Source organism: Paenibacillus sp. 22594 (assembly GCF_052044425.1).
Classification (GTDB): Bacteria; Bacillota; Bacilli; order Paenibacillales; family Paenibacillaceae; genus Paenibacillus_AQ.
In genome coordinates this window covers 99936-114027 of sequence record NZ_JBQENA010000005.1, presented here as the reverse complement: position 1 = coordinate 114027, position 14092 = coordinate 99936, and the positions used below count along the sequence as shown (strand labels likewise).

The 14092-nt window shown below is 52.8% G+C and carries 12 protein-coding genes and 1 tRNA gene; 10 read left to right on the top strand and 3 right to left on the bottom strand.

Features of this window, described 5'->3' with window-relative positions:
• Positions 1–17: 17 nt before the first annotated feature.
• Together murQ and ACTJKB_RS17785 are read right to left on the bottom strand one after the other, a co-directional pair.
• A complete protein-coding gene (murQ, locus tag ACTJKB_RS17790) occupies positions 18–914 on the bottom strand; it encodes an N-acetylmuramic acid 6-phosphate etherase (RefSeq protein ID WP_440835751.1) in 897 nt (298 codons plus the stop codon).
• 22 nt (positions 915–936) lie between these two features.
• Positions 937–1911 (bottom strand): N-acetylglucosamine kinase, encoded by a 975-nt coding sequence (locus tag ACTJKB_RS17785; protein ID WP_440835750.1) that lies wholly within the window; start codon positions 1909–1911, stop codon positions 937–939.
• 228 nt (positions 1912–2139) lie between these two features.
• Here ACTJKB_RS17785 and ACTJKB_RS17780 point away from each other — a divergent pair, with 228 nt between their 5' ends.
• The 9 genes from ACTJKB_RS17780 (at position 2140) to ACTJKB_RS17740 (ending at position 12333) form a co-directional block, all read left to right on the top strand.
• On the top strand, positions 2140–2982 hold the full coding sequence (locus tag ACTJKB_RS17780) for a MurR/RpiR family transcriptional regulator (protein ID WP_074084192.1): 843 nt from the start codon (positions 2140–2142) through the stop codon (positions 2980–2982).
• A gap of 25 nt (positions 2983–3007) precedes the next feature.
• Positions 3008–4360, top strand: a complete 1353-nt coding sequence (locus tag ACTJKB_RS17775; protein WP_440835749.1) for an ABC transporter substrate-binding protein — start codon at positions 3008–3010, stop codon at positions 4358–4360.
• A 68-nt stretch (positions 4361–4428) separates the two neighbouring features.
• Positions 4429–5340 (top strand): carbohydrate ABC transporter permease, encoded by a 912-nt coding sequence (locus tag ACTJKB_RS17770; protein ID WP_074111562.1) that lies wholly within the window; start codon positions 4429–4431, stop codon positions 5338–5340.
• A 21-nt stretch (positions 5341–5361) separates the two neighbouring features.
• Positions 5362–6195, top strand: coding sequence for a carbohydrate ABC transporter permease (locus ACTJKB_RS17765; RefSeq protein WP_074100627.1), 834 nt, complete (start codon positions 5362–5364; stop codon positions 6193–6195).
• Between the two features lie 37 nt (positions 6196–6232).
• The gene (locus ACTJKB_RS17760; protein ID WP_440835748.1) at positions 6233–7339 is read left to right on the top strand and encodes an ABC transporter ATP-binding protein; all 1107 of its coding nucleotides are present in this window, start codon (positions 6233–6235) and stop codon (positions 7337–7339) included.
• Positions 7340–7375: 36 nt separating this feature from the next.
• Entirely contained in the window at positions 7376–8077 is a 702-nt protein-coding gene (locus ACTJKB_RS17755; RefSeq protein WP_440835747.1) for a hypothetical protein, read from the top strand.
• Complete coding sequence (locus ACTJKB_RS17750) at positions 8074–9321, top strand: exo-beta-N-acetylmuramidase NamZ family protein (RefSeq protein ID WP_440835746.1); 1248 nt, start codon at positions 8074–8076, stop codon at positions 9319–9321. The genes ACTJKB_RS17755 and ACTJKB_RS17750 overlap by 4 nt, the downstream gene beginning before the upstream one ends.
• A 37-nt stretch (positions 9322–9358) precedes the next feature.
• A complete protein-coding gene (gene nagZ, locus ACTJKB_RS17745; protein WP_440835745.1) occupies positions 9359–11146 on the top strand; it encodes a beta-N-acetylhexosaminidase in 1788 nt (595 codons plus the stop codon).
• The gene (locus tag ACTJKB_RS17740) at positions 11143–12333 is read left to right on the top strand and encodes an anhydro-N-acetylmuramic acid kinase (protein ID WP_440835744.1); all 1191 of its coding nucleotides are present in this window, start codon (positions 11143–11145) and stop codon (positions 12331–12333) included. The genes nagZ and ACTJKB_RS17740 overlap by 4 nt, the downstream gene beginning before the upstream one ends.
• Positions 12334–12893: 560 nt before the next feature.
• On the opposite strand, the gene ACTJKB_RS17735 is transcribed toward ACTJKB_RS17740, so the two are convergent.
• Positions 12894–12967, bottom strand: a tRNA-Arg gene (locus tag ACTJKB_RS17735).
• Between the two features lie 109 nt (positions 12968–13076).
• On the opposite strand from ACTJKB_RS17735, the gene ACTJKB_RS17730 reads away from it, so the two are divergent.
• Positions 13077–14033, top strand: a complete 957-nt coding sequence (locus ACTJKB_RS17730; protein WP_440835743.1) for a hypothetical protein — start codon at positions 13077–13079, stop codon at positions 14031–14033.
• Positions 14034–14092 lie beyond the last annotated feature (59 nt).

The following is a 14092-nucleotide window of genomic DNA, read 5'->3' as shown; positions in this document are numbered from 1 at the left end:
TTCCCGCGTCCGCGCTTCTACCGTAAAGCTCCACGCACGAATCCATCCGCTTTTGCAAGCCGCCGCCGTGCCTCGCCAGCATCAACATCACTTAGAATCATAATAATGGCTGTTTTCACATGACCTTCAGCAAGCGTAAAAGCGGCCTCAATCTGCTCCTCGGAAGCATGGGTCGCCAGCTCAATAATACGCTTGGCTCTGTAGACCAGCTTCTCATTGGAGGGGTTGAGGTCGACCATCAGATTCCGGTAGACTTTTCCGATTCTAATCATGGCGGTTGTCGTCAGCATGTTTAGGATCATTTTTTGTGCTGTGCCTGATTTCATCCGCGTGGAGCCCATAACAACTTCCGGTCCTACTACGGCTTCAATCGTCAACTTGCCAACCCCGGCCATCGGTGTGCCCGCGTTATTGCATAGCCCAATGACGACGGCCCCCAGCTCCCCGGCCCGTTTCATTGCTCCTAGCACATAGGGGGTGCGTCCACTAGCAGCGATCCCAATCACTACATCCTTATCGTTGACGGCACAATCGTCGATGTCCTGTGCCCCCAATTCTACACTGTCTTCCGCACCTTCCACCGGATCTTTAACCGCCCGGAAACCTCCGGCAATGAGTCCCTGCACCATGGAGGGAGGGGTGCCGTAGGTGGGCGGGCACTCCGAAGCATCCAGAATACCGATTCTCCCGCTGGTTCCGGCTCCGACATAGAACAGTCTGCCGCCGTTTTGAAAGGCGTATACAATATAATCTGCCGCCCTGGCGATCTGCGGGATCAGGCCCTGGATGCATTCGGCGACGAGGCGGTCTTCATTGTTAATCAACTGCATAATTTCAGCAGAGCTGAGGCTGTCGATGTCCGTGGTATTATCGTTGGGCTGCTCTGTCATCAAATTTGCTAAAATATCGTTCATGAGGTTTCGTCCTCCTGTCTGTCTATTGTTGTCTGTGATAGTGTTTCGATTTCCCGTTCGCTTCGTCCAGCCGCAGCTTCCCCAGCCTTGCCGCCCCCATGGACGGCGGAGCTCCATGGCTCCCATCCACAATCTCCAGTGCACTGCTAAATTTCAGCAGACTCTGGCAGAAGAGTCCGTGAAAAATGGGGGAATACCTGAAGACCGAACCGCTGAGGACTACAGGAAGCTGCGTCAGTACCGGGTTTTGGCGTAAGAGCGCAGCCGCCGTATCGCTAAGAGCTTCTGCCTCTTCGGAGAGAATGGCAGTTGCGGCGGGGTCCCCGGCTTCAGCCGCTCCGATACAGAGCTTCGAGAAGGCAGCAATCTCAGCTTTGGTATGGGAAGGATGATAAATATATTCCTTCAAATCAGTGATCCGCTGTAAACTGTATTCTTCCATAATCATACCGGTCATTGCGGTAGGAGGCTGAACAGCGTCATGGCTGCGCATTACGGTCTGGACTGCACGGAGTCCAATCCGGTAGCCGCTTCCTTCATCCCCAAGAAGATGCCCCCATCCCCCGGTACGACGGCAGGAGCCATCAGGGCTGTAGCCATAGCAGATCGAGCCTGTCCCCGAAATAATCAGTGTTCCGAAGCTGCTGCCCAGCGCAGCCATTAATGATATTTGTCCTTCGGATTGGATGAATACCGGGATGGATAATCCACGCTTCAATAAATGCTGATGAACAGCCGTCTTTAAACAGGCTTGTTCCTCATTTGTCGAAAAACCTGACACTGCAAGACAGATCGAAGCCACATCAGCTATGTCCGTCTGCAAACGTTCCAGCAATCCGTCAATAGCTGACATGACTCTTGTAAGCGCTACACCTAAGGTCGCGCTATGAGGATTGGAGGGGCCGCCGATATAGCGTGCAAGTATCTCTCCCGCCTCATTCAAAGCGGATGCATCGGTCTTTGTGCCGCCACCATCAAGGCCTAAGTACACTTTCATCGATCACTCACCACTTTGATTTTTTCCTAATTATATGAGAATCCACCCATAAAGTAAAACAAAATTTCACAAATAAAAAAGTTGTTGAAATTTTATTTTACAGCTCATATAATGAATTCATTCCAAGTGATTGGGAGAATAGCAAACGGAACGAGTTATATTATCTAACATTGATTTGTGGAGTGTTTGTGTAAGGTCGGCCATTATATGAGGGGGTGCTTGGATTTAATGAACGGCGGATTAATTCGACTGAGGGAAATGTATGATGCATTAAGTCCTTCTGAACACAAGATTGCTGCTTATATCCTGCAGAACCCGGATGAGATGATTCAGCTCTCTATTGCGGATTTGGCAGCGAAGAGTGGATCGAGTCAGGCGGCAATCGTAAGGTTGTGCAAGACTATTGGTTTTAAGGGCTATCAGGATCTGAAGATCAAGGTGGCGGGGGATCTGCAGGGCAGAGATCCGGCAATCATCGGCTATCAGGAAATCCGCCCGAATGATACCATTGCGGCGATCATGCAGAACGTATCCAATAATAATATTCAATCGATCCGGGACACGCTGACGATTCTGGATGAAGACATGGTAGAGCGGGCCGTGGAGGCCATTGACCGCGCCAAGCGGATCTATTTTTTCGGCGTGGGTGCTTCCAATCTGATTGCGATGGATGCCCAGCAGAAGTTTCTGCGGATTAACAAGACCAGCTTTTCCTTTGCTGACCCTCATGTTCAGCTTACGAGCGCGATAACAGCTTCAGAAGAAGATGTGGCTGTGTGTATTTCATACTCCGGAGAGACCAAAGAGGTCATCCGGGCCGCTTCTATTGTCAAAGAAAATGGAGGGACTGTCATCAGCATTGCCAAGTATGGCAGCTCTACCTTGAGCAAGAGCGCAGACATCCCGCTATGCACCTCCGCTACCGAGAATGAAATCCGCAGCGGAGCGATGGCTTCCCGGATCACCCAGCTTAATCTGATTGATATTCTATATCTTGCTGTTGCGAGCCGGAATTATGAGCAGTCCGTTACTTATTTGGAGAGAAGCAGACAACATATCAAACGGCTATAGCCTGGAAAACAAAGGGGAGACAATAATGAAGAAAAGTTTAGGCTTGGGTTTGGTTCTGGTCATGATGCTGATTAGCGCTTGCGGTAACTCCGGAGGCAAGGAGGCAGCAAACAGTCCGGATGCCAAGGACACCATTACGGTCTGGACCTATCCGGTTCATGGAACCTACGAGGATGAGCTCAAAGGACTGGTTGCTGATTTCCAGAAGGAGCATCCGAACATCACCGTTAAGACGGAAGTGCTGTCTTGGGCAGAAGGTCCGAAGAAATTCGATGTTGCCCTGAATGCCGGCAGCCCTCCTGATCTGTATTTTCACAGTGTAGATGGCACTTATGTCAACACCGGACTGGCACTGGATCTCGACCCGTTCATGACCGATGAGATCAAAAATGACTACCTGCCGGGAACACTTGCGCTCGCACAAATAGGCGGTAAACAGTATGGCCTTCCACTGTACCAGTTCCAATGGGGTTGGGGCGGAAATAAGCGCATTCTCGAAGAAGCCGGAATTGACTGGGCTGCCATCCAGCAGAACGGCTGGACCTGGTCTGAGTTTGAAGCGGCGGCTGCCAAGCTGACTAAAAAACTCCCGGACGGCTCCACCCAATACCCGCTGGTCACAGACGGAACCTCGCTCGATTTCATTGAGATGCTGTCCCGCAACAATAATATGCCGGATGTTCTGGACGAATCAGGTGCTTTCCAGTGGAATGATGACCGTATCCTGGGTACGCTGAGCTTCATCAAAGGCCTGCTGGATAAAGGTTATTTACCCAAAGAGACTTCAGCAATTGCTCCAGCCAAACGTTCCGATATGTTCTATGCCGGACAAGCGGCTATAATCTCCAAGGCTATTCCCTACTATGATGTCATGATTCAGAACCGCAACAAGGAAATTGACGCCGGTACGGTAAAAGGCGAGAAGATCGACTTTGTCCTGCTCCCGGTTCCCCATAAGGATGATGCTCCTGCGAAAACGACTATGGGAGCAGAAGGCTATATTGCTTTTAAACAAAAGAACGACAAAGGCGAGCAGCATGCCAAAAACACCTTCCTTGTCCTGGATTACCTGAGCGGGGCGAAAGCCGGAAACTCCTCCAATGAATTGGTGCTGCCATTCGTACGTAAATCCCAGGCAGAGCAGTATGCAGGGAAAGCACTGGGCACAGAAGAGACCATTAAGGCATCGGAGATCATGGCCAAGAATATGGCAATGCCTGTTACCTTGAAGCTCGATACGGCCATTGCCGCCAAAATGAAGCAATTTAAAGAGCAGGTAGTCACTCCAAACATGCAGGCGCTGTATTCCGGAGAGAAAACACCGGAAGCTGTTGCTGAAGATTTCAAGAGTAAAGGCAGCCAAATGCTGGGCAAATAGTTCTTTTATCGGGGGCGTCCTTCAGATTGCGGATAGGGCGTCCTCTCTGAATAGAGGAGGGGTAAGGGATGACGACAATCGCGCCAAAGCGGGTGCGCAGTTCCGCCGGCAGGTTATGGCGTGAATACGGCTGGGCCTACCTGTTTATCCTGGCACCGGTCCTGCTGTTTCTGGTGTTTACACTGTATCCGGTCGTATCGGCTTTGATCATGAGCTTTCAGCAGTACAACATTATGAACTCGACCTGGATCGGCTTCGATAATTATGAACGGCTGTTTCAGGATGCAACCTTCTGGAAATCGATGCGCAATACCGTCATTTTTACGGTGTGCACGGTTCCCGTCAATATCATCATCACCTTTGTGCTGTCTTATCTGATCTATCAGATGAAAACCAAGTGGCAGACCTTCTTCAAGGCCACCTTGTACCTGCCTGCAGTCGCCTCGGGCGTAACGATATCCATCGTGTGGCTGGCGATTTTTGATCCGACGAATGTCGGGCTGTTGAACCGGTTTCTGGAATGGTTCGGCCTGGACCCGGTGATCTGGCTGGGGCAGTCCAAAACCGCGCTGTTCTCGCTGATCCTCATGAACTGGCTGGGCTCGCACGGAGCGGGAATCATTCTGTATCTGGCCTCGATGGGCGGAGTTCCAAAATCGCTGTATGAAGCGGCGGACATTGACCATGCCAGCGGCTGGACCAAATTCACCCGTATTACCTGGCCTTTGCTCAAACCGACCACACTGTATCTGCTCGTAACGGGAGTCATTACTTCCTTCCAGGTGTTTATCTCCGTGTATATGATGACCCAGGGCGGGCCTAACTTTGCGACAACAACGATTGCTTATCTGATCTACCAGACGGCGTTCCAGTTCTATGAATTTGGCCTGGCTTCCGCGCAGTCGTTTGTGCTGGCCTTTCTGATTATCCTGGTCTCTGTCATTCAATTTAAATACTTCTCGAGTGACGTCGAGTATTAGGGCGGAAGGAGCGAACCTGTTATGAAAACCAGATCAAAGACCATTTTTCTGCTGATCGCGGCTGCGTGTCTTATCGTGTGGAGCATCGTGACCATTATTCCGCTGTACTGGATGCTTGTCGGTTCAGTGCAGGACTCGGCGGCAACCGCCAGTTTCCGTCCCAGCATGCTGCCGGAGGCCTTCTCATTTGCTCCGTATGAACGCTTTTTCGCCAAAACAGCGGCCTGGCGCTGGCTGCTCAACTCTTTGTTCATTTCCTCGGTGCTGACGGTTACCAATGTATTTTTTGCTTCCCTTGCGGGCTATGCTTTTGCGAAATTGAAATTTCCCGGAAGCAACGCGATTTTCTGGGTGCTGCTCAGCACGATGATGATCCCGGCCCAGGTCACGCTGATTCCGCTCTATATTCTGATCGTCAATGTGTTCAATCTCGGAGACAGCTATACCGCAATTATTCTGCCTACAGCCATTACGGTCGGCAACATTTTTTTAATGAAGCAGTACATGTCTTCGCTGCCGACCTCACTGATTCATGCGGCGCGGATCGATGCCTGTAGTGAATTCGGGATCTTCTGGAAGGTGATCCTACCGCTGGCGAAGCCGGGGCTTGCCGTACTGGCCATTTTCACGTTCGTCGCTTCCTGGAACGAATTCTTCTGGCCGTTTCTGATTACGAACTCTACGGAGATGCGGACCATACAGGTGGGTCTGGCATCCTTCGTGTTCGCGGAATCGACGGATTTCGGGGCGATTATGGCGGGGGCGAGCGTAGGGGCTTTGCCGATGCTGATTTTATTCTTCTCTCTGCAGCGCTACTTCCTGCAAGGCATTACTATCGGAGCCGTCAAAGGCTGAGTTACAGCAGAAATTCTATTTTTGGAGGGGAAGAGCCATGGCACGAGTTGAATTCCGCAATGTGCGCAAACAATTTGACGATCAGAACAAGCAGACCTTTACGGCGGTGGCAGGTTCCGATTTTGTGATTAACGATAAAGAATTTGTTGTGTTCGTAGGCCCCTCAGGCTGCGGCAAAACCACCTCGCTACGGATGATCGCAGGACTGGAGCAGCAGACGAGCGGGGATATTGTGATCGGTGAACGCATCGTCAATAACCTTCATCCCAAGGACCGCGATATCGCAATGGTTTTTCAGGATTACGCGCTGTATCCGCATATGACGATCCGTGAGAATTTGTCCTTTGGCCTGAAGAATCTGAAGAAGCCGAAGGCTTATATTGAGCAAAAGGTCCAGGAGGCCGCAGCGATTCTCGGTCTCGAGGACATGCTGGAACGCAAGCCGCGCGAGCTGTCTGGAGGCCAGCGTCAGCGTGTGGCGCTGGGTCGGGCCATTGTACGGGATCCGCAGGTATTCCTCTTCGACGAGCCGCTGTCCAATCTGGATGCCAAGCTCCGCATTCAGATGCGGGTTGAGCTAGGTGAGTTGCACAAACGCCTCGGCGCTACCATTGTGTATGTGACCCACGATCAGGTGGAGGCGATGACGCTCGGTGAACGGATTGTGGTCATGAATAAAGGGGTCATTCAGCAAGTGGCTTCTCCAACCGAGCTGTACGCCAACCCCCGGAATATGTTCGTGGCCGGTTTTATTGGTTCTCCGGCAATGAACTTCATTGATGCACGGGTGGAAGGAGAGCGTATCCGGATTGACGGAGCGGAATTCGTCCTGTCACAAGATGCTGCGGAAGGGCTAAAGAGCTATAACGGCCGTGAAATTATTCTTGGCATCCGCCCGGAGCATATTTATGGCGAAGACTTCGCGCCAGGTGTATCGACAGAACATCAGATGCAGGCACATATCAAGGTCGTCGAGCATCTCGGCTCGGAGAATCTGGTCTATTTTAAAATAGGCCGCAGAACCGTTACCGCGAAGGTCCATCCGGAGACAAAAGCATACAGCAATCTCGACAAGCAGTTCATCTTCGATCTGAGCAAAGCGCGTTATTTCGATCCGGCAACGGAAGAGAGAATCGTTTGGTAAAGCAGTGGATCAAATCACAGAAGGAGGAGACAAGTCATGCAGAAACTGAATCAGGTATTAGTCAGTACGGGGGTGGAGTCATTTCGGGAGATTGTGCCTATCGCGCTGCTTAGTCTGGCCAGCTCAGCCATGCTGGTGCCGGTGGTGATTTTCACGCCTATGGCGCTGGCGTTTATACTAATTCCGCTTCTATATATGCCTTTGTTCTATGGCGTATTCTATGCGTATCACCGGAGAACGGAAGGAAAGAAGCTGTCGGTCAAAGAGATGTTGTCGGGTGCCTTCAAGGGCTTTATCCCAGCCGTCGTGTTCGGCCTGTTCTGCTCCTTGCTGGTGCTGATTTTAGGGTCCACCTGGTGGTTCTACGGCGGCCGCGACGGGGTGATGAACTGGACGATAGCCATTTTTCAGACTTATTTTGTAGCAATGGCCTTTGTCTCCCAATTCTATACACTGCAGCTGGTGCACCAGAATAAGATTGGTATCTTCAAGGCCATGGGGGAGAGTGTCAAGCTCTTTCTCCGCTATCCTGCCTATACCATCGGTGCCTTCTTTCAAGCGCTGGTCGTTGGTGTAATGCTCGTGGTTACGGTTGTCGGTTTTGCCTCGCTGTTTAATGGTATGCTTGCCGTTTATCTGCATAAAGCGGCTTATAATGTGCTTCACCCTGAGGAAGATACCGAGGCTGAAGGTGTTCCCGAGACGAGCCCGTCCTATGCGGAAGGCAGGCTGATATGACCGGAAAGGGAAGCAATGGAGCGGAGCGGCGTTCCGGTGACGGCCAGGTTTTACGCGGAAGACAGGCTGCTGTAAGGGGGGCTGTCCACAGCGGAGCGGACCGGCTTGCCGCAGGTCTGTCTCATCCCCTGCTGGACGGACAGCGGATTGGGCTGGTGACGAATCCAACAGGCATCACAGCAGATTTTCGTTCTACGGTGGAGGTTTGCAGAGGGCTTGCTTCCTCCAGACTTACCGCCCTTTTTGCCTGTGAACATGGGATTTACGGTCAGCATCAGGCTGGAGTGAGGTTCGGGGATGAATTCGATGCTGTGCTGGGCATTCCCGTCTATAGCTTGTATGGGGAGCAGAAGACGCCTGTTTCTTATATGCTGGAGGGCTTGGATACCATTGTTTTTGATGTCCAGGATTTGGGGGTACGGTTCTATACGTATCTGTCGACACTTCTGTATGTTATGGAGGCCTGTGCAGAGCATGGCATAAGCCTGCTTGTGCTGGACCGGCCGTCACCGCTTGGCGGCACTGGCTGCGAGGGAGGGCTTTTACAGGAAGGCTATGAATCCATGGTTGGCGCATGGACCATGCCTATCCGTACCGGAATTACAATTGGCGAATTCGCGCGGATGGCCAATGACAGGAAGGGCCTTCACTGTGATCTGGATGTGATTCCGCTGGCAGGCTGGAGGCGGGAAATGGAATTTACGGATACAGGGCTGCCCTGGATGCTGCCTTCGCCCAACATGCCGACTATAGAGACGGTGCGGGTGTATGGCGGCACTTGTTTTTTTGAGGGGACCAATCTGTCAGAAGGACGCGGGATGACGATTCCGTTCCAGTGGATTGGAGCGCCTTGGCTGGATGGCGCCTGTCTTGCTGACGCGATGCGGAAGCATGAACTTCCCGGTGTGCATTTCCATCCCCTGCATGCAACACCGGCGTTCTCGAAGCATCAGGGTGAATTATGCGGTGGGGTGCGCTTGTTCGTGACAGACCCGCAGAGGTATGAGGCGGTGCACACAGGGCTTACTCTGCTGCATGAGGTGAGCACGCTGTATCCTGAGCATTTTGAATGGCTGACTCCGCCGGAGGGCAGGGCGAGATATTTCATTGATTTGCTGACTGGGGGAGAGAAGGTACGCCGCTCTATCGGCACAGTGGAAGGATTGCAGGCAATTGCTGAGGAATGGCGCCGTGACAGTGCTAAGTGGCTGGTTATGCGTCAGCCTTATCTTTTGTATTCTTAAATCTTAACCAGATAACTGAATTCGGGGAGGCGCAGTGATGGCAATCGTTTGGCGTGAAGTGGCAAGGCAGGAAACCGGTCTTGATGGGGCGGTCGCGGCAATGAGTCTGAACGATAAAATCGGCCAGATGCTGATGTGCGGCTTCGATGGAACTGCGGCATCGGATGAAGTGCTTAAGCTTGTGGCTGACAATGGGATTGGCGGTGTGATTTATTTTGCCCGCAATGTGGAGTCGCCGGAGCAGGTTTCCTTGCTGACTGCGGATCTGCAGAAGGCGGCAGCCGAAGGGAGCAAGGCTCCACTCTGGATTTCGATAGACCAGGAAGGTGGCATGGTTGCCCGGATTACCGATGGCATCGCGCTTATGCCTGGCGGGATGGCGATCGCTGCTGCCGGATCACAGGATGACGCCTATCAGGCGGCACTCATCAGTGGCCGCGAGCTGGCCGCGATGGGCATTAATTTGAACTATGCCCCTGTGCTGGATGTCAACAACAACCCGCAGAATCCGGTGATTGGCGTCCGTTCCTTCGGAGAGTCGCCGGAACTGGCAGCTGATTATGGCGCGGCGATGATTCGTGGCTATCAAGAGGCGGGCGTTGCCGCTACAGCGAAGCATTTTCCGGGTCACGGCGATACTGACGTTGACTCACATCTTGACCTTCCAACGATCCGGCACGGCCGGGAGCGAATGGATCAGGTGGAGCTGGTTCCGTTCCGCAGAGCCATCGCCGAAGGTGTGGACGCCATGATGTCGGCACATATTTACTTTCCGGCACTTGAGCGCGAGAAGCTGCCGGTTACCCTATCGAAGACGGTGCTGACTGGACTGCTGCGTGAAGAGCTGGGTTATCAGGGGATCATTATGACCGATTGCATGGAGATGAATGCTATTGCCGAGCATTACGGAACGGTGGAGGCATCGGTGCTGGCTGTTGAAGCAGGCGCGGATATGGTTCTGGTCAGCCACCGTGCCGACCGTCAGCTCGCAGCGATTGAGGCGATCCGCAGTGCGGTAACGTCTGGCCGCATCAGTGAAGCGCGGATTGGTGAATCCGTCCGGCGGCTGCTGGCGCTGAAGGTGAAGCGGGGAGTGATTGCCGCAGGCACGGAGGCTGAGAGGAATGACGGTGCTATGGGTGCAGCTGGCGATCATCCTGGTGCAGCAGAGGTAGTCGGAGCAGGGGCTGGTACCGTTAAGGGCGATACGGCTGCGGCGGGAAACTCGGATTCCAGCGGGAGACTTGCTGTCCTTGGAGCTGCGGCGCATCTTGAAGTGGCACGGCGTATCAGTGAGGCTAGCATAACGCTGGTTCGCAATAACAGTTCTATCCTTCCGCTGAAGAAGTCAGGGAAGACACTGGTCATTACGGCTGCGCCAGTGGTGGCAACGCTGGTCGATGAATCATTCTCAGCCGTGCCCGGACTGGGAGCAATACTCGCAAGACACGGGCTGGATGGCATTGATCGTGTGGTTCCTGCTGCCGAAATCGGGACTTATGCGGCAAAGCTGCTGGAGGAAGCGCGTGCAGAGGAGGTCGTGCAGATTGTCGTCGGCACGTACAATGCCCAGTTTCATGCCGAACAGATTGAGCTAGTGGAGCTGCTGCTTGATCTTGGGAAGCCGCTGGTGGTTGTGGCCCTACGCAATCCATACGATCTGCTGGCTATGCCAGGTGTTCAGGCTTACGTCGCTGCTTATGAGAGCCGCCCACTTGCGCTGGAGAGCGCAGCCCAAGCGCTCCTTGGACACATTGCATACCAGGGCAAATTGCCCGTGTCACTCGGTAAGGAATACCCTGCTGGCTGGGGTATGGAATCATGATTGGCCCGCTCTGGAACAATAAGCCCAGCTCAGTGGTTGTAGGACTAATGTCAGGCACTTCGCTGGATGGCATAGATGCCGCGATCGTTTCTATAGAAGGAAGCGGACTACAGGCGGAGGTTAAACTGCTGCATTATTACAGCACCCCTTATGATGCTGAACTCAGGGAGCGGCTTAAGGAGCTGTGCACAGTGCAGCATTCATCGGTAGATCTGGTGTGCGGTATGAACGTGTATCTGGCGGAACGTTTTGCCGAGGCTGCCATTGAGGCCGTTCGCAGTGCCGGGATGGAGATGAAAGAGATCGACCTGATCAGTTCGCATGGGCAGACAGTATGGCATATTCCGCGGCCGGATATTCATGACCCCTATCTTGTCAGATCCACGCTGCAGCTCGGTGATTTGTCCGTGCTGGCGAAACGGACCGGGTGCATGGTTGTCGGAGATTTCCGCCCGGCAGATATGGCAGTTGGAGGCCAGGGGGCACCGCTGGCTCCTTACGGGGACCTGATTCTGTACCGCGATCCCGGCAAGGGGAGGTTGCTGCAGAACATTGGGGGTATCGGCAACTGTACGGCGCTGCCACCGGCGGCGGGGCCGGAAGATGTGTTCGCTTTTGATACCGGACCCGGCAATATGGTCATCGATCAGGTCGTATACCTGCTGAGCGGTGGTGAACAGTCTTACGATGATGGCGGAACCTGGGCAATGCAGGGGACAGTAGACTGGATACTTGTAGAGGAAATGATACAGCATCCGTACTTTGGGCTGCAGCCTCCGAAGTCTACAGGCCGTGAGGTATTCGGCAAAGCCTACGCCGAGGAATTTGCCGCCAAGGCGAGAGAACGAAGTTTAACCGATGCGGATATCGTAGCAACGGCTACAGCCTTTACCGCGCGGACGATAGCGGAAGGCTACAACCGGTACGTGTTCCCGTTATGCCGGATAGACGAGGTCATTGTCAGCGGAGGCGGCGCGCATAATGCTGCGCTGCTGGACATGCTGCAAGCAATGCTGCCGGATCAGAAGGTACTCACCTCAGGCGAACTAGGCTACAACGATGATGCGAAGGAGGCTATTATTTTCGCTTTGTTGGGCAATGATTTTATGCACGGAGTGGCGAATAATCTCCCGTCCGCTACAGGGGCAGAGCGGCAGACCATTATGGGCAAGCTGGCCTTTCCTTAGGTGTGCGCGGCTTACACAACAGATGCTCAAGGCTGCTATGGCTGTTAACGGCTGTTAACGGCTCTGAGCATATGCTTCTGATTCATTCACGCTTAATAAGCTGCGTCGATTGGATTTATGATGGATTTTGACCCCCAAATCCCCCGGTTCAACTATATTGGTACAAGACTTTTCCAATCTCCAATGTTACGGACACAGAAGACACTATTTACTGGGAAAACCCTGTTGGCAGACACTTGCGGACAGAGAAGCCGTTATTGGAACGGAATTCTCCCGTTTTGTACTGCCTTAGCCAGATTAACGTCTCTCCAGTCCGCAACCACCCCGAATACAGTGGTATTGTGCAAATAGCGTCTCTGGAGTCCGCATAACACATAAATCGTAACGTCATAGAACAGCCTCCCCGAAGGGAGGCTGTTCTATGACGTCCCGGAAGGGATGCAGCCGAAACCCCCGGCTGATTGCGAAGCGTGTGCTCCCGCAGTGTATGCTCCAACGCCCCTTGGGGTTCTCATCCCCGGACACACAAACAGCCTCCCCGAAGGGAGGCTGTTCTATGACGTCCCGGAAGGGATTCGAACCCCCGACCGTGCGCTTAGAAGGCGCATGCTCTATCCGGCTGAGCTACCGGGACATGATGTGATACTGAAAAGCAAGCAAAAATTATGTTATCATATATAGATAACTTTTTCAACTTGTTTTTTTGAAACGGCAGTGGGATATGCTATAATCTACAATTGATCATGGTTCGGAGAAAAGGAGGTGCCCTCATTAATCATTCGAATTCCCCCGCCAAAGAGAATATCGTGCTGTTTCCGAAGACGTTGGATTATTATCAGATTCAGTTGACGGTAATGCTGGAGAGTGAACGTTACGGGGAAGCGATGGAACTTCTGCGGTTTCTGCTGCAATGCCAGGGACAGGAAGAGCGGCACTACGAGGAATGGCAGTCACTTTTGGAATGGCTGGAGGCAGCCTTCCCCTATGCAGCTCATAACGGAGATGACAACACGGAGAACTCTGCAGGCGAACAGGATCTGAAGGAAGAAGACATGGCCCGGATACTGGCCAAATCCAAGCTTGAAGAGGACGCAGATTATCCTAATAAACTGCTGCAAAAGGTAATGCACGAGCCTTTGTCGGAGGCAACGATTCTCGCGCTGGAGCAATTGTCCTATCTCGAAGGTGGTCACATTGACGAGTCGCTTACCGGCTGGCTGGAGCAGACGGCGGTTCATCCGCTCCTGCAGTTCAGGACCCTGCAGACACTCCGCCGACGCGGAGCGCAAGGTATCATCGGGTTGCTGCGCTCTGGTGAGATGTCCTATATTGAGATCGAAACGGTGCCGCTGGCCAATGAAGAATTCCCGCCTCAGGTGACCCAGGTGCTGGAACGGGTAGCTGAGCAGGCGGAAGTGCATGAGCCGACACTGTATTATTTTGCCCAGGAGCTGTGGGGTCAGTTCATGATGTCAATTTATGGTTCAGATGAATACCGTAAGCTTCTTGAGGGGGAGGACGCGCAGCTTGATATTTGGGCAGGTACGCTGCATCAGATGGTGTCCGAAAGCCTGAACGGAACCCGTCAGGAGGAGGAAACGCGGGCCATGTACGGGATCACAGGCAGCATGCGCTTTCAATTCGAAGGGGCATACCGCTCTCTCAAAGGATTTGTAAAGAGTTCTCTACTTGATAAATAGAGCAATGTTGTATATAATATAATGGTTATTCTGTGCGTGAATTGCGTGATAATTTTTAA